The following is a 15,569-nucleotide window of genomic DNA, read 5'->3' as shown; positions in this document are numbered from 1 at the left end:
GCCGCCGTCAATGACGGTCTGGCCGCTTGCCTGTGCGCCAAGACCAATGGCCGCCGCTCCATTGTGGGCAGAAGCATTGAGGTTGATAACGTCGTCGCCGTCGCCAGTGTTGATTTTGGTTATGCCATAGTTGGTAGAAAAAATGCTGGCCCCCCAACTGGGCGCGTCACCCGTGATGTTCAGCTCATTATCTCCGTCCGACGTATTGATACTGACGTTGCCCCCGTACCCAGCGTAGATCCCGGTGGCTGTGCCCTTGGACGACGCGGCATCCACTGTGGCGGAAATATCCACATCTCCCGTGGCGATATTGATGTACGATTTACCGCCCTGACCTGCCTGATTCAGGTTGCCGGAAGCCGTTAGCCCCATTGAGGTAAAACCTGCGGCCCTGCCGCCGCTCCAGGCAACGCCGGAATAGGGACTGCTGTAGGGTGATGTTTCCTGATAGGCTGAAGCGCTGAACTTGCCGTCTTCGGCAGTGTCGATATTCAGGGTCGTACCCGCTGTGGTGCGAAAGACGTTGCTCATAACCGCGCCATCCGCACCGCCGCCTGCATAGGCTTTGACGTCGCCGCTGACGTTCTGCCCGCTGATGTTCACAGTGGCCTGATCTTTGGTAAAAACCGCCGAAGACATATACTCGATAGTGCCGCCCGTGGACGTGCTGGAAAAATTCACATCACCTTCAGCTTCCACGTTCACGGTGGATTTGCCAGCTCCCCATATGCCTACGGCCGTCAGTTCATTGGCATCTGCGCTAAAGTTTATGTCGTGCCCGCGCACGTTGGCTGTTGCCTCATAAAAATTGCCGCTGGCATCTTTGCCGCTTCCGGTGAGCATGGCCATGGCTGCGCCCGTGTCCGAAGAGGCGCTCAGGTTAATGTCGCCCTTTGTTCCGGCATCAATGGTGACGTTCACGTCTTTGGTAAAAGCATGCGCATAGTTGCCGTAGGCATTGCCATTTTCAACCTTGGCTGAAATGTCAATTTTGCCGTCAGTATCGTGCGCAAAGATGACGTCGGTATTGCGCATGCCATAGGCATTGCCCGAATCCTTGGTGTGTTCCACAAGGACGCTGTTATAGCTGTCTCCGCCCAGGTCTATTTTTTGCTCGTTAACTACCGTGCCGTGCGAAGAATACCATTCGCCCTTGAGAGGACCACCAAGGTCAGTTTCGCCTTCACGCTGCACATAGTCATAGGACGAGCTGTCATTGCCCAGCAGGTCCATATTATAAGTCTTGCCGCCTACGGTCACTTCAAGCACGGAATCAAACTTGTTGCCCGCAGCCAAAGCTGCCTGACCTTCCGCCGTAAGTGTAATGGTGATGAGCCCGGTAACAGGGTCAACAACAGGAGCATTAAAATACGCCGAAGAACCACCAGCAAACGTCAGACTCAACTGGCTGGGGTCTGTGACCAGATTGCCATTCTCGTCAATGGCCTGAAATACCATCGGCTGATTGGCATCAGCGCCCACCACAAGGCGGGTATGATAGCCAGCGGGTGCTGGAGGCGTTGGCGGCCCCGGAGGCGTCGGAGTGAGGCCGTCGTTCCCACCGGTACCGTTTTCAGCGCGCGCAAGCAGCCCATCCGTCGCCAGCGTGTCGGCAGCAACGCCTGCAGTCTGCATGCCCCAATCCAAGCCGCCAAGATGGTCGATGCCTGCATCAAGGCTGGAGTCTGCGTGCTCAGCATAATGAGAGCTGCGCTCGGCAGAGCTAGGCCCGGCTGCGGGCATAAGATCATCCTGCCCCAGGGCGCTGAAAAAATCCTTGCCGGAAACCTCCTGCCCGTCCACAAGAAAGTCAGGGGTGTTCGCACTGGTATAGTCGGAATAAAAGCCGTCAAGACTGATTTTTGCGCCGCCTTCAAACGTAAAGGTCAGCGCATTTCCATCGCGGGCAAGGGTTGCGTCGGCGGCAGGAAAATCAAGAACAATACGTCCTTCCGCAACATTGCCAACCACGGCCTGCTGGCCGCTCTGAGGGCGGTTAAGAATGAGATCAGCCATAATAAACTCCCAAGATGTATTTGGACAGAGCTTCTGGCAAGTATACAGACTGGGGCCCGTGAGGCTGGCTCTGTCCCGGCGCCCAGCGAATACAGCATGCCTTTCGCCAAAACAGTACGGCGGTAGCAGCGTCGCAGGACAACCAGATCAGTCAAAGATATTGAGGAAAATTTGGAAAAGGCAAACTATTGAAGCAATTTGCCGGCCCTTAAGATGGGCCAGGATCAGGCAAGGTGAGCAATCTCTGAGGCAGATCGCGTGACAGTGTCACACTTTAAAAATAACGTAAAAATAGCATCTGTCAAGTTTCATGCGCACTATGCGCGTTGCAGGCATCTGTGAAACGATACAATCCTCTCAATATGTACTGAGAAATTTCTATTTCCGTACAGCATGTTACACACAACTATAACAGGGTTGAGAGTGTACTGCGGCGTCTTTTGAACATGCGTTTATAAAAATATTTTTGAGGAAGGAAAAAACAACCGCATACCACTTCAGACGACGACTCTGCACCAGCCCCGGATCACAGAACCCTGCAAAACCATCTGTTGATCAATACCCTGACCGATTTCACCGATGGCCGAATGGGCATCGCATCCGGCATGAGATTGCGCAGTTGGCAGGGTGCTCCTTGAGGTCTCTTCAGCTGCTTCCTGAGCGGCTGCCCGTCACGGAGCCACAGGAGAAACGTCAGACGCTTTCTTCAAGCATCCGCCTATTGCGCGGTTTGCTTCGCTTCGGGATTACTTGCCGGACGGCACATAAAGGATGAAGGTATTTCTGCCTGCCGCCTTGGCCTCGTACATGGCTGCATCGGCGCGGGAAAGCAACTCTTCTTCGTCAAGACCGGTCGTTTGCAGAGCAGTGGACATGCAGGCAATGCCGATGCTGAGGCCCACGCTGACATCTCCCTTCTGGCAAGGGAAGGGCTTGGATACGGCTTCGATGAGGCGCTGGGCCAGCAACTTGGCCTGATCAGGGCTGACCTCAAGAAGCGCTGTAAACTCGTCCCCGCCTACCCGCGCCACGCTATCCGCAGGGCGCATCACACGCCGAAAGCGCAGGGCTGCCTCGCGCAGAACCGTGTCTCCGGCCTGATGCCCCAGAGTGTCGTTGACATTTTTGAAGCCGTCCAGATCCATATAGAACAGGGCAAGGTCGCTGGCGTCGGCACGCGCTTTGGTTACGGCCTTGTGCAGCTGCTGCTCGAAAAAAATGCGGTTGGGCAAACCCGTGAGGGCATCGTAATTGGCAAGGCGCTTGAGTTTGGTTTCCAGCCGCTTGCGGCGACCAACACCACGCACGCTCACCACATAGCCGTCGGGCTTGCCTGTGGCGGGCTCGTGCGTAAGGCGCAGCGAGGCCTCCATCCAGACCCACGATCCATCCTTGTGGCGCTGGCGTAGCTCGCGCACGCCCACGTCCAGTGCACCTTCGTGTACCTGCCGCATAAGTTCGCCAAACTGGGGCAGGTCGTCAGGGTGGGTAATGTCCACAGCCCTTTTGCCCAGCAGTTCTTCCGGTTCGTAGCCCAGCAGATCCCGCACAGAAGGCGACACATAGCGGCGCACACCGTCAAGGTCGCCGTGAATAATGGTATCTGTGGAAGTTTCGGCCAGCAGGCGGAACAGGGCTGCCCGCCGGGCTGCCTCCTCGGCGGCATGGACCTGTTCGTAATACTGGTCTGCCAGTTGCGCCAAATCCTGCAGCCTGGCAAAAAAATCCTCTCGAACAGCACTGGGTTGCATGCCGCAAAGCACCAGCCGCCCCGCTCCATTGGCAAATCTGACCGCCGCAACAAAGCGCAGGCCGGGTTTGCCCGCAACGCAGGGGAGATGACAAAGGGCCGGAGCTTTCCTCGTGTCGGGCACGAGCAGCAGAGGGGTATTCTCTGCTGAAAGCTCGCGGATTTGAGCTGCGGAATCCTTGAACATTTCTGCCGTGCCGCCGCAGTTAGAGGCGGTGTCCAGCCAAAAACGGTCATCCAGGTCTATCCATACCGCGTCAACATCCGCAAGCGCCCTGGCCGTTCGGCAAAGAGCCGCAAAGTACGGATAGGGATGTTCAGTCACCATAGTCTCATTCCCTGCCGCCGGGTGTTTTTTACTGTTCCGTATTCAGAAAATTTATCTGAAAATACGGTGGAACTCAATGTTGTCAGGCGCCGTGAAAACCCACCGCCGCCACCCACAGGGCGGTATCAGGGGTACACCGCCGGGCAAGCAATATTGCTGAAATAATCTGCCATATACCCCCTATGGAAAAGTCGAAACATCTCGGCGGCCATAAAAAATGATGCCTTCGAAACTACTTTTGTTCCGAAGGCATCAATATGGCAATATCCGGCACGCACCAAGATGCAAGCGCCCAATCCGGTCAGCGTTTGTCCACAACCCGCCGCGATTTGCTGAACGTGCGCGGCAATGTGGCATAATCCACCACCTCTACCTGCATACGGGCCAATATGGCCTTGTGCAGCCGATGCTCCAGAGCCTGAGCCAGGGCGGCGTCATTGCCGTTGCCTGCGCCCTGAGCGCGCTCCACTGTCAGGGTCAGGTGGTCGAGACCGCGCTCGTCACGTGTAAGCTCCACCTGATATTCCCCGCCAAGCTCTGCAAATTCGCCAATGACGGCCACATACTGACCGGGGTAAATATTGACCCCCCGGTAGATGAGCATGTCGTCGGAGCGCCCAAGAATGCGGTCATGCCTGGGCATGTTCAGCCCACAGGCGCAACGCCCCGGCAGCAGGCGGCACAGGTCGTGCGTGCGGTAGCGCAACAGGGGCACGGCCTCCTTGCGCAGGCTGGTGACAACCATCTCGCCCACTTCGCCCTCGGGAACGGGCTGCAGGGTCACGGGATCAAGCACTTCAATGATGAAAAGATCCGCCCAGTAGTGCAGACCATTATGGGCGTCGCAGTCAATGGCCGTGCCGGGACCGTACATTTCGGTCATGCCCGCGATGTCGTAACAGCCCTCGAGCCCCAGCTTAGCTTCAATGGTCTGGCGCATTTTTTCGCTGCGCGCTTCGGAACCGCAGATCATCTTACGCAGCCTGATTTTTTTGCCCAGATCTGCACGCTCCACTTCTTCGGCCAGCAGCAGGGCCATTGAGGCCGTTGCCCCGAAGCAAGTGGTCTCAAGATCCTGCAAGAGCTGCAAATGCATTTCAAGGTTGCCCGGTCCCACAGGCACGGTGAGCATGCCGAGCTTTTCGCTGCCGCCCTGAAAACCCACGCCTGCCGTCCAAAGGCCATAACCCACGGCGATCTGCATGCGGTCTTCTGCCGTGAGGCCTGCCAGCTCATAGCAACGGGCCATCTGTAAATTGAATGTTTCTACGTCTGCTGCCGTATACGCCAGAATTTTGCGTTTTCCGGTGGTGCCGCTGGAGGCGTGGATGCGCACCACGTCAGTGGGCGGAACACAGAGCAGCGGCAGCGGATAGCCTTCGCGCAGGTCGTCCACGTCCACAGTGGGCAGGCGGGCAAGGTCGTCCAGTCCCAGCTGGTCGCCGGGGGTCAGCCCACAGGCACGCAGCTTGCTGCTATACTGAGGGGAATTCCAGACGCGGGCGAAGGTACTGCGTAAACCTTCTTCCTGCTGACGGCGGATACCTTCATCTTCAAGCTGGGGAATGAAGCGGTAGGACATGCTTCTGCGGCTCCTTCAGGCTATTGGCGCGGGGTTGAAGGCCCGACGCATAAACAAAGGGCGATTGTGCGTCTTTTACGTTTCGCAGGCAAGCCCGGCGCGTTGGCAACAGTGGCGCTGAGCTTGTCAAAGCAGAGAATCTTCATTGTCCTGCATCTCAAAGGCCGCATTTCGCCAAACGCCGTGTACCGCGGCATCCACGCCAAACAAAAGCAGGGGCAAGAACAGGTGGGACCTGCTCACTGCCATGCGCAATTTTTTTGGCAAAACACCCTAGATCTCGCGGCAATGCATGAAAGCGCGGCGCACACTTGCCACCAGCGCCTCCGGGCTGTGCGCGCCCTGTCGCCCGGCCTCGGCCAAAGCCAGCATGAGCAGCACCCGCGCCTTTGGCGTCGAAAGCATGCCCGAAGCTATAAAGGACGCGTACTCATCCAGATCCGTCACAGGAGCGCCCCCGGTACGGCTGGCGCGCACCACGGGCTTGCCCGCCTTGACCGCCTGATCGAGAGCTTTGCGGACATCTGACGGCATAGACCCGTTGCCCATACCCGCCACCACCAGACCAGACGAGCGTTCCAGAGAAAAAAGCACCGCGTCCAGGGGCATGCCCGCGCAGGCATAGAGCACATCCACACGCGGCAGATTATCCTTTCCGGCATGAACCGCGTAGGTTCCGGCCAGGGCAGGGCCGTCTTCGCCACTGTGATAGAACACGGGGCGTCCGTTTATGACGCGGCCAAGCAGGCCGGATTCCAGCGCGCGAAAGGCCTCGACATCCAGCGTTCCTGCCTTCACCGCCGTGCGGGCCGAGATGATGCGCCCGTTCATGACAATAAGCGTGCCGCGCCCACGCGCCTGCGGGCTGGCGGCCACTGCTACGGCGTCTCTGATATTGATGGGCCCATCTGCGCTGAGAGAGGTGGCCGGACGCATAGCTCCGGTGAGCACCACAGGCTTGAAGCTGTTCATGGTCAGATGCAGATAGAAAGCTGATTCTTCAAGCGTGTCGGTGCCGTGGGTGAGAACAACGCCACACATGGTCTCGTCGTCCAGAGCCTGAGCGCAGTCACGGCCAAGCTTGGCCCAATGGCAGGGGCGCATGTCCTCGCTGGGCAGGTTGCCGCACTGGCGGCTGGCTATACGCGCCACGCCCTCAATGCCGGGCAGACTTTCAAGCATGCACTCCACCGACAACACGCCAGCCTGGTAGCTTATCTGTTCCAGCGGGGTATCGGCCACCCCGGCAATGGTGCCGCCCGTGCCCAGCAAGGCAACCTGAGGCAGTACGGCGGATTCTGAACTATTGGCATCCGGGCGTGGTGTTGGGCTCATGACGGCTCCCGCCGCAATGGACTTTCCGCGCTTTACGGCGGGTTGTCGTGCGCGGCATTTACGGCTTTATATGATGATGTGTTGTGTATACAGATTCTGAAAATCTTATCGTAGCGGCAGTGCGGGCGCAGTCCACAGCATGGCAATTTGCGGCTGCCCGGTGTGCCCGCAAACACTTTTACCCACAGGCACAAAACCCTTGCTTTTGTAAAACGCCATCGCGCCGGTGTTGGCGCTGTAAACATCAAGCCGCAGACTATTCCGCCCTTGCATCACATGCCGCAAAAGCACACCGCCAAGCCCCTTGCGCCAACAGGCCGGGGCCACAAAAAGCGCGGCCAGCAAATCCTCGTCCTCAGGTTTGCACAACGCGGCAAAGGCAAGAAGACGCCCGCCGCTCTGGAGCAGAATCACCTGCGAAGATGGCAAATAGTGCCGCTCCATAGCCTCGCGCTGCGCCTTCCACAACGATGGATCCACAAAATCGTGGGCCAATAGGGAAGCCTCAAGCCAGATGTCTGCGCAGGCGGCGTAGTCTTCGGGGGTGCTGGCTGGAACAGGCCGTGCGTTAGCATAACATATATTCATACAATTGCTTTATGCTTATGCGAGGCCGCTCGGCGCGTCAACGGCGCGGGGGATGAAACAGTGGAGCGGCAGCCGCATACGTGTTTGCAGTTGCCGCTTTGGCTTGAACCAGACAGCGCACGCCTTGGCCGTGCCCGTGGCGTCAATATGCTATGCGTGCTGAGCTATACATGAGCCGCAGCTTGCAGGCCAGACGCGGCTGGTTCGGCGAGATCAGCGCAGCGAGATTGAGATGAAGCTGGCCTGAGAATTTATCAGCAGAAACCGACATGGCGAAATCTATTGGGCACAACCGCCCATGCAAATTTTTTGGCGAAACGGATTTGCCGGAGTTTGTAATCTCATGCTGCCCCTGCCCCCCAGACCTTAGCTAGCAGAGATGGCAAAAGCACAACTTCTTAACGATAATCATCTTATATTACAGAATAAAATCCATCAGACGCACAACTCTTGGTTTTGCAATGGCATTGGTGTAGCGTGCCCCAATGGACAAAAAAAAGATCTCTCTTGTGTCGCTGGGGCATTTGTCTTGTGACATTAACGGCGGGGCGCTCCCCGCTGTTCTGCCCTTTTTGCGCACGCATTATGGGCTGACATATCAGGCTACAGGCGGGCTCATGTTTGCCTATTCCTGCCTTTCATCCATCATTCAGCCGATCTTCGGCCTTATGGCAGACAGGCTCTCCAAGCCCTGGCTCATACCACTGGGCATTCTTCTGGCTGGCCTTGGTCTGACTGCCGTGGGCTTCATGTCCAGCTATTGGGCTATCTTCGCGGCTATTGGCGTCAGTGGCGTGGGGGCGGCCCTTTTTCATCCCGAAGGCGCTCGTTTTGCCAACAAGGTGTCCGGCCAGAGCAAGGGCACGGGCATGAGCATATTTTCCATCGGCGGCAACGCTGGCTTTGTTGTCGGGCCGCTGCTGGCCACTTTTTTTCTGAGCTGGTTCGGCATGCCGGGCATGGCCATTTTTGGCCTGCTCGCCACTGTGACAGCGTCGATTCTTACGCTGCTTATCATGCGTATGGTTGCACCCGAGGCCACGGCGGCAGCCCAGCGAACCGCGCAGGCCGCCTATGGGAACACTCCAGTCGCCACGGGCACGCCTTCCGCCGATGTGCCCGCTGCAGTGTCGGGGGATGGAGCAAAAGACAGCGATGCCGACGCTCCGAAAAATAACTGGCGCGAGTTTTCAAAACTCACCGGAGCCATCATCACACGCTCCATCCTTTTTATTGGCTTCAACACCTTTATTCCGCTGTATTGGGTCAACGGCTTTGGTCAAAGCAAGGCCGCCGGAGCCGTAGCTTTGACAATTTTCAGTACTTTCGGCGTCATGAGCAACATACTTGGCGGCGTTCTGGCCGACAAATATGGCTTTCGGGCCATAGTTCGTCTGGGGTTCGCACTGGTGACGCCCGTGGTGCTGGCCTTCAGCCTCATGCCGAGCCTTTACGCGGCCTATGCGATGCTGCCCTTGCTGGGCTTTGTGCTCTACGTGCCATTCAGTTCGCTGGTTGTGCTGGGGCAGACATACCTTGCCCGCAATATCGGCTTTGCCTCGGGCGTGACCTTGGGTTTGGCCACGAGCCTGGGCGGCGTGTTCGCGCCAGTGCTGGGATGGGTGGCCGACAACCACGGCCTGCCGCGCACCTTCCAGTGCCTGGCCCTGGCAGCTCTGGTGGGCACGCTCTTCGCCTTCTCACTGCGCAAGTACGAGGCAAAAAAGAAGCCCGCCAAGGCCTAGCGGCACGATACCAGCGCGGGGGCATGACGGGTTCAGTGCAACGTCTTTTCAGAAGAATTACCGCCTAAAATCGGCGACTAAAGATGGACGAGCCTGCCCCCTTGCTTAGAGACAACAGGTTGCAGTCAAATTATGTGAGCATTTCATGCCTGGACGGCTCTAAAATAGACTGCCCTTGAAAGGCTTCACATTTTAAAGTTGTCATTCTGCCGGAGAATATAATCTTCGGCACGATCCGAGCGTGTTGCGGCGCTCCGCACGAAAGTGCAGCGTTAAAGCATTTAAAATTTTTCAAAGGTAAAGTGACCTGAAAGCAAGCGCGTTCTACCGGAACATTCTGGCGGGACGCGCTTGCTTTTCTTTTTTGCACTATTTGCCAAAGCATCCAGACACCCCCTCTGACCGTCACTATTGTGCGCCAATGGGCCCAAGGGCATGTAAAATTTGTTCATAACATGCATAATATGTTAATTTAATTAAATTTATTTACATAGGTCAATGTTACCAACGCAAACAAATTCAGCGTCTTGCCCGGATAACGCTGTCGTTCAAACCATCTGCGCCATTTTACGGCTTCCCTTGTTCGTGGTCGTAACTCGCCGTGAGCATTGTTCCTAATCAACATAACACTCATAATTTAAACGATAAATTCATAAACATACTGTTCGTAACATACACGCGCGCGCTACCTACAAACAGCCCGTCACGACGCTTGCCCCACATTTGCGCACGGTTTGTGGCAAGACCTCCAAGCTTCATATGACTTCAGAAGTCCTGCTTCAAACCGGGTTACTATCCACATGATATTTTTGATTCAAAAAAATAATTTCAAAATTATGCTTGACACCCAGCATGCAAAGGGCTAGTTATCTGCTTCGCAACAACGAATTGTTGCCGTGTCGCGGGGTGGAGCAGCTCGGTAGCTCGTCGGGCTCATAACCCGAAGGTCGTAGGTTCAAATCCTGCCCCCGCAACCAGATTTTTCAAGCCCTTACGGAGACGAGCCGTAAGGGCTTTTTTGTTTTTCCTACCCTATTCCTACCCGAGATTGATTTCCCCCATATTCTGCCACACCTTTTCTCAAAAAAGGAGCATGTAAATGGCAGATCCGAGAGCTTTTATTAGTTTCGATTTTGACCACAACAATAATGAAAAAATGCTTTTTGCTGGCCAAGCCAAAAACTCTAAAACCCCATTTGCAATTGAGGATTGGTCTTCAAAGGAAGCCCTACCGCAAGCACAGTGGGAAGCGTTAATTAAATCAAAAATAAACAAATGTAATTTAGTCATAGTATTGGTTGGGAAAAATATGGCCAGTGCAACTGGAGTTGCAAAAGAAATTCGTTTTGCACAAGAAGGAAATGTTCCTTATTTTGGCATATATGTTGGTGGCGCTAACAGTGCCTCAACACTTCCTGCGGGCCTAGCTCGAAATAGGACGATCTCTTGGGAGTGGGACGCCGTTGCAAATGCGATCACTCAGATGATGGGTGAAGGGAAAAATAGGTCGCGGTAATGCGAAAAGCACTTGTTGTTGGAATTGATGCATATCAAGAATCAAGACTTTTTGGATGCGTAAACGATTCTTATAATGTCAAACAAGTTCTTGAAAGAAACAGTGATGGCACGATTAACTTCGAAGTCGAGCATTTAACCGCTTCCAGTGGAAGTACTGATGTTCCAAAAGCTTTTTTGAGAGCAAAAATTCAAGAGCTGTTCCGAGGAAGCAATGAAATCGCGTTATTATATTTTGCAGGACATGGCCTAACAGAAAGTGGAAATGGATATATTTTAGCCAGTGATTTTCAAACTGCCGGAGATGGGATCCTTCTGAACGAGGTAATGAGCTGGGCGAATCGATCTGGCGCAAGAAACAAAATCATTATATTGGATAGTTGTTTTTCTGGCCTAGCGGGTACAAGCGAAGAAAACCCTGACTTTGCTTCAATTTCAAATGGGACAACAATATTAACGGCGTCTTCTGAAGACCAATACGCAGCAGAAGTTAATAACTCTGGTGTATTCACAAATCTACTTGTAGATGCATTGGAAGGCGCAGCAGGCAATTTAGTAGGAGATGTAAGCCCAGGGGGGATCTACGCACATATCGACCAAAGTCTTGGTGCGTGGCAACAACGCCCAGTGTTTAAGACAAATGTAAAAAACTTTGTCTCACTTCGAAAAGTGCAAGCACCAATAGCTCTAAGCGAACTACAACAGATAGTAAAATTCTTCCCTACCCCAGGATTTCACTTCCAATTAAATCCTTCATTTGAGCCAGAACGTAGCGGACAAGAACCAGTAGACACACCAGCACCAGATCCTCAGCACTGTGCAATATTTAAAATTCTTCAAAACTACAGGAGCGTTAACCTGCTTACGCCAGTCGATGCCCCACACATGTGGCATGCAGCCATGGCGTCAAAAACTTGTAAGCTCACAGTTCTTGGCGAGCACTATAGGCGCTTAGTTCAGGACAAGCGTCTATAGTTATCCCTCAACTTGTTCCCACTGAACCCCCAGAGCCGCAGCAATCTTTTTGAGCGTTGCGGTTCTGTTGCGTGTTTCCTTAGCCTCCATCTTGGCATAGGAAGGCTGACTGATGCCCATACGGCGGGCAACTTCCGCTTGTGACAAGCCCAAATATTCACGCCATGCCCGTACCAGAGACAAATCACCGAGAGTGGAGCGCTTAACCACCTCATGAGGAAGGGTTACCTGCTCATCGGGACGGCGATCCTCAAAACTTTCTTCAGCCTTACGGAGAAGTGCCGTATACTCATCATAAGGGATAACAGCGTACATTGGCTTTCCGTCATGATGGATAATCTGTGGCTCAGTACGTACGTTCATCGCGTTTTTTCACCTCTTCAATAAGAATTACCTTTACAGCTCCATCTTCATTCACCGTAAAAATCACCCGATAGCGGCCCCCTGCGCAACCTGTATTTGGGCAGATTCACAAGGCTTTTGATATAGGATTCGACAGGGAAGCCTGCCGATTTTTCACGGCCGCAATGCCCCCGGTCTTTATGGTGATGTAGCCGAGATGGTAAACCCCAATGATGGGCAATATCCGCATTTCACACCGTAGTTGATGATGCGCCGTAATAATTCCAGAGCATTCCACTTTGTGGCGTCTGCACAGTCACCCATGCGGTTCTTGAGATCTTGCATATCCAGTAGCTTGAGGTCAGGAACACGCCTTTTCTGGAACATCGGCGCAATATGTTTTTGATAGCGGTTCAGATCAGTGCGATACCCTTTGAGATCTTTGCCTCTGCCCTCAAAGTATAAGGTAGCCAACTCACCAATAGAGCGGTTGCGTTTCTCAGCATCAACGCGACGGTCTTTGGCCGTTAAAACGGGAGCACCAAGAAAGATTTCCTGTATGCGGCGGTAGCGATACTCATCAGCGATCTTGGGGGTAATGCCTTTGCTCTTCCAGCCCACCTTCTCCCATATCTTGCGACCATTGACCTTGAAGCTCACCACATAACATTGGTCTAATTTCCCCTCATGCATCTTCTTGGTGCTTTCGTAATAATAAACGCCTGTCCACCTATCAGCGCTGACACGAGTATATTTTGTGCCCATTCAGCCCCCTGAAACTTGCTGATTTTCAGCCTTCGGGCTCAAAATCCCATCAGAATAGAGAGGAAAGTGCGATCTTCTTCCTTCTCTATTTCTACCCTGATGCTTAAAATCAGCCATGCTTGGTTAAAGAATGGCCATCATACACTCGATTATCGATTTTACAATATAGTGTAATTATATGATTAAGAACCACCGGATCAGGTTGAAAAAAGCAAAATCAGGCAGTTGAGACGTTCATAACCCGAAGCTCGTAGGTTCAAATTCTGCCCCCGGTGCAATCTCCGACAATACCTGCCCGTACCGTTTTGTCATTGTGGTGCTTTTGCGGGCTGGAACCGCGAGCTCCCATAACGGTAATACCCAGAGCAAATAAAGCAGGAATTGACACTGCCCAATAATCTTGACGTGATGACAAGAACAAATTAAAATAGAAATTAAATTTCTATTTCATAATAGTCAGGTTAAGCTATGTTCTCACCTGCAATTTATACATAAAAGCAACAACATTAGGCATGTATAAATTCCAAGTGAGAGCATGAACAGTTCGGACTCAATCAATTCCGCGGGTTATTGAGCTTAATCGGGCAGCACTGTTTTTATTTCAAAATTTGAACAAGGGGGAAAAGAGTGAATTCCATGATTGAGGCCGTATTGCAGGCTACACTTATTTCAAAATGCGTATTGGTGCTGCTGCTGTTTATGTCTGTGGCCAGTTGGGCTTATATGTGCGGCAAGTGGTTTACGCTGCGCGCAGCCCAGGCCCGGACCCAAGAGGGGCTGGTAGCCTTTGACGATGCCGCAAATTTGAGCCAGGCCCTGCCCGTGATGGAGTCTGACAGGCAGTCGCCCCTGTACGGCATCACCCGCCGCGCGGTGCGTGAATATAACCGCCTCACACGCACGGGCGATACCGACAGGCTGCTCAACGACAACGTACGCCGTGCCCTGCACTTTGCCATTGCCGAAGAAGTGGCGCGGCTCAAATCATCGCTGGCGCTGCTGGCCACCGCCGCCAATACGGCTCCCTTCATCGGCCTGTTCGGCACAGTATGGGGGATCATGCATTCCTTTACAGCCATCGCCCAGATGAAAAGCGTTTCGCTGGCAACAGTGGCCCCCGGTATCGCCGAGGCACTTATTGCCACGGCTGTCGGCCTGTTTGTGGCCATACCCGCCGTGTGCGGCTACAACGTCTTCAGGGCAAAGCTGACGTACATCGAGGGCGTGTGCATCAACTACGCCGGGCAGTTGCTCAATCGGCTGCAGCACGAAGCGCCGGGATACAGCAAGGGCATCAGCTTTGCCGAGGAGCGCTGATTATGGCCGCATCCACAGACGACGATTTTGTTGCCGACATCAACGTGACCCCCTTCGTGGACGTCATGCTGGTGCTGCTGATCATCTTTATGGTCACGGCCCCGATGATGACCGAAGGGCTTGATGTGGCCCTGCCCAAGGTGGAGACGTCGGAAGTTTTGCCCACCGAGGATGATCACATCATCCTCACTATCAAATCCAATGGGGCGCTGTACCTTGACGAGTATGAAACCGGGCTGGCCGACCTGCCCGAAGTGCTTACCACGCGCGTGAAGAACGCCGGACGGCAGCTTTTTGTGCGTGCAGACAAAGACGTGCCGTACGGCATGGTCATGCACGTTATGGATCGTGTGCGCGGTGCGGGAGTCAGCGACGTGGGCCTTGTGACTACATCCTTGCCCGACGACGCCTCTGGCGCGGAAGCTAACGGAACAGCGGCTCCGGGCAGCAAGAAGGATTCTCTGCAATGAAGGCGGGCGCTCGCGGCATGACCCTGTTCTTTTCCCTGAGCATGCACTTTCTGCTGCTTGGCGGCTTTGTGCTTATTGCCAGGGAAGCTCCAAACAACGCGGAAAGAGTATACCGCGTGGCTCTTGCCGAGTTTGCCCCGGCCCCCGCTCTGACGCCTCCCCCACCCGCTGCGGTTGAACCGCCAGCACCGCCCCCGCCGCCGGAACCCAAAAAGCCGGAAGTTCAGCCCCAAAAGCTGGAAACACCAAAGCCGGACGTAAAGAAGATCAGCCCCAAAAAGAGCGACAAGCCCATGCCCAGGGAGCAGGCAGCACCTCCGCCGCCCCCGCCGCCATCTGCTCCAGCTGGCCCTCAGCCGCGCACAGTGGGCGGCCTCAGCGCCTATGAGAGCGATACGCTGGACCAACGGCCGAGCATTACCCGGCGCGTTGAGCCTGAATACCCCACCAAGGCCCGGCGCATGAATGTGCAGGGCTCCGTCAAGGTGCGCCTTGTGGTGGATTCCTCTGGCCAGCCCCGAAACTGCGAGGTCATCAGCGCAACGCCGGACGGCTATTTTGAAGAGGCGGCCCTCAATGCTGCCAGAAACATGCGTTTTGCCCCCGGCAAGCTCAAGGGACAGCCAGTAAACACACTGGTCGTGCTGCCCTTCGCGTTCAAGCTGCGCTAAGCCCCCTGAACATGCGCCGCAGCTGGCGCTGCCACCGATGGTGCCGAAAAATATCAGCACAAGACAGAAAGCCCGCAAATGCGGGCTTTCTTGTTGTAAATCGTACCCTTGAAGTGACACCTGATCAGCGCACGGTAACTTTGAAAGAGCTAACATGCGCTCATCACACA

14 protein-coding genes and 1 tRNA gene are annotated in these 15,569 nt (G+C 54.5%); 7 read left to right on the top strand and 8 right to left on the bottom strand.

The annotated features are described in order from the left end of the window. From QM579_RS07140 to QM579_RS07115, 6 genes are all read right to left on the bottom strand, one after another. A partial coding sequence (locus tag QM579_RS07140) for a hypothetical protein (protein ID WP_414998478.1) occupies nucleotides 1-2,016 on the bottom strand: 2,016 nt, incomplete at its 3' end. Nucleotides 2,017-2,762: 746 nt separating this feature from the next. Next, complete coding sequence (locus tag QM579_RS07135; protein ID WP_414998477.1) at nucleotides 2,763-4,094, bottom strand: diguanylate cyclase domain-containing protein; 1,332 nt, start codon at nucleotides 4,092-4,094, stop codon at nucleotides 2,763-2,765. A gap of 301 nt (nucleotides 4,095-4,395) precedes the next feature. After that, nucleotides 4,396-5,676, bottom strand: coding sequence for a phenylacetate--CoA ligase family protein (locus QM579_RS07130; RefSeq protein ID WP_414998476.1), 1,281 nt, complete (start codon nucleotides 5,674-5,676; stop codon nucleotides 4,396-4,398). A gap of 126 nt (nucleotides 5,677-5,802) precedes the next feature. Continuing rightward, nucleotides 5,803-5,925, bottom strand: coding sequence for a hypothetical protein (locus QM579_RS07125; RefSeq protein ID WP_414998475.1), 123 nt, complete (start codon nucleotides 5,923-5,925; stop codon nucleotides 5,803-5,805). A 24-nt stretch (nucleotides 5,926-5,949) separates the two neighbouring features. After that, the gene (locus QM579_RS07120; protein ID WP_414998474.1) at nucleotides 5,950-7,011 is read right to left on the bottom strand and encodes an asparaginase; all 1,062 of its coding nucleotides are present in this window, start codon (nucleotides 7,009-7,011) and stop codon (nucleotides 5,950-5,952) included. Nucleotides 7,012-7,116: 105 nt separating this feature from the next. Then, nucleotides 7,117-7,599 carry a GNAT family N-acetyltransferase gene (locus QM579_RS07115; RefSeq protein WP_414998473.1) on the bottom strand — a complete coding sequence of 161 codons (483 nt, stop codon included), beginning with the start codon at nucleotides 7,597-7,599 and terminating at the stop codon, nucleotides 7,117-7,119. A gap of 485 nt (nucleotides 7,600-8,084) precedes the next feature. On the opposite strand from QM579_RS07115, the gene QM579_RS07110 reads away from it, so the two are divergent. The 4 genes from QM579_RS07110 to QM579_RS07095 all read left to right on the top strand — a co-directional run bounded on the left by QM579_RS07110 (nucleotide 8,085) and on the right by QM579_RS07095 (nucleotide 11,834). Then, complete coding sequence (locus QM579_RS07110; RefSeq protein WP_414998472.1) at nucleotides 8,085-9,344, top strand: MFS transporter; 1,260 nt, start codon at nucleotides 8,085-8,087, stop codon at nucleotides 9,342-9,344. A 900-nt stretch (nucleotides 9,345-10,244) separates the two neighbouring features. After that, nucleotides 10,245-10,321 (top strand) — tRNA-Met (locus QM579_RS07105). A gap of 122 nt (nucleotides 10,322-10,443) precedes the next feature. Further along, nucleotides 10,444-10,860 (top strand): TIR domain-containing protein, encoded by a 417-nt coding sequence (locus QM579_RS07100; RefSeq protein ID WP_414998471.1) that lies wholly within the window; start codon nucleotides 10,444-10,446, stop codon nucleotides 10,858-10,860. Further along, nucleotides 10,860-11,834 carry a caspase family protein gene (locus QM579_RS07095; RefSeq protein ID WP_414998470.1) on the top strand — a complete coding sequence of 325 codons (975 nt, stop codon included), beginning with the start codon at nucleotides 10,860-10,862 and terminating at the stop codon, nucleotides 11,832-11,834. Before QM579_RS07100 ends, QM579_RS07095 begins: the two co-directional genes overlap by 1 nt. On the opposite strand, the gene QM579_RS07090 is transcribed toward QM579_RS07095, so the two are convergent. Next, nucleotides 11,835-12,197: a helix-turn-helix domain-containing protein gene (locus QM579_RS07090; RefSeq protein WP_414998469.1), complete on the bottom strand. Its 363-nt coding sequence runs from the start codon at nucleotides 12,195-12,197 to the stop codon at nucleotides 11,835-11,837. 177 nt (nucleotides 12,198-12,374) lie between these two features. Further along, nucleotides 12,375-12,941: a hypothetical protein gene (locus QM579_RS07085; protein ID WP_414998468.1), complete on the bottom strand. Its 567-nt coding sequence runs from the start codon at nucleotides 12,939-12,941 to the stop codon at nucleotides 12,375-12,377. A 627-nt stretch (nucleotides 12,942-13,568) separates the two neighbouring features. Between QM579_RS07085 and QM579_RS07080 the strand changes: the two genes are divergently transcribed. The 3 genes from QM579_RS07080 to QM579_RS07070 are packed head-to-tail and all read left to right on the top strand — an operon-like array spanning nucleotide 13,569 to nucleotide 15,399. Continuing rightward, a complete protein-coding gene (locus QM579_RS07080; RefSeq protein ID WP_414998467.1) occupies nucleotides 13,569-14,258 on the top strand; it encodes a MotA/TolQ/ExbB proton channel family protein in 690 nt (229 codons plus the stop codon). Nucleotides 14,259-14,260: 2 nt separating this feature from the next. Next, nucleotides 14,261-14,728, top strand: a complete 468-nt coding sequence (gene tolR, locus QM579_RS07075) for a protein TolR (RefSeq protein ID WP_414998466.1) — start codon at nucleotides 14,261-14,263, stop codon at nucleotides 14,726-14,728. Further along, nucleotides 14,725-15,399, top strand: a complete 675-nt coding sequence (locus QM579_RS07070; protein WP_414998465.1) for a TonB family protein — start codon at nucleotides 14,725-14,727, stop codon at nucleotides 15,397-15,399. Before tolR ends, QM579_RS07070 begins: the two co-directional genes overlap by 4 nt. Nucleotides 15,400-15,569 lie beyond the last annotated feature (170 nt).

The organism is Desulfovibrio sp. (assembly GCF_047607245.1).
GTDB lineage: Bacteria > Desulfobacterota > Desulfovibrionia > Desulfovibrionales > Desulfovibrionaceae > Desulfovibrio.
The sequence above is the reverse complement of the archived record's forward strand: the minus strand, read 5'-3'. Positions and strand labels throughout refer to the sequence as shown.

Bases quoted from the DNA above. Each gene is read 5' to 3' on its own strand.
- QM579_RS07085 (WP_414998468.1), bottom strand. From the start codon at position 12,941: ATGGGCACAAAATATACTCGTGTCAGCGCTGATAGGTGGACAGGCGTT.
- QM579_RS07110 (WP_414998472.1), top strand. From the start codon at position 8,085: ATGGACAAAAAAAAGATCTCTCTTGTGTCGCTGGGGCATTTGTCTTGT.
- QM579_RS07100 (WP_414998471.1), top strand. From the start codon at position 10,444: ATGGCAGATCCGAGAGCTTTTATTAGTTTCGATTTTGACCACAACAAT.
- QM579_RS07115 (WP_414998473.1), bottom strand. From the start codon at position 7,599: ATGAATATATGTTATGCTAACGCACGGCCTGTTCCAGCCAGCACCCCC.
- QM579_RS07125 (WP_414998475.1), bottom strand. From the start codon at position 5,925: ATGGCAGTGAGCAGGTCCCACCTGTTCTTGCCCCTGCTTTTGTTTGGC.
- QM579_RS07135 (WP_414998477.1), bottom strand. From the start codon at position 4,094: ATGGTGACTGAACATCCCTATCCGTACTTTGCGGCTCTTTGCCGAACG.
- QM579_RS07095 (WP_414998470.1), top strand. From the start codon at position 10,860: ATGCGAAAAGCACTTGTTGTTGGAATTGATGCATATCAAGAATCAAGA.
- QM579_RS07120 (WP_414998474.1), bottom strand. From the start codon at position 7,011: ATGAGCCCAACACCACGCCCGGATGCCAATAGTTCAGAATCCGCCGTA.
- QM579_RS07130 (WP_414998476.1), bottom strand. From the start codon at position 5,676: ATGTCCTACCGCTTCATTCCCCAGCTTGAAGATGAAGGTATCCGCCGT.
- QM579_RS07090 (WP_414998469.1), bottom strand. From the start codon at position 12,197: ATGAACGTACGTACTGAGCCACAGATTATCCATCATGACGGAAAGCCA.
- QM579_RS07070 (WP_414998465.1), top strand. From the start codon at position 14,725: ATGAAGGCGGGCGCTCGCGGCATGACCCTGTTCTTTTCCCTGAGCATG.
- tolR (WP_414998466.1), top strand. From the start codon at position 14,261: ATGGCCGCATCCACAGACGACGATTTTGTTGCCGACATCAACGTGACC.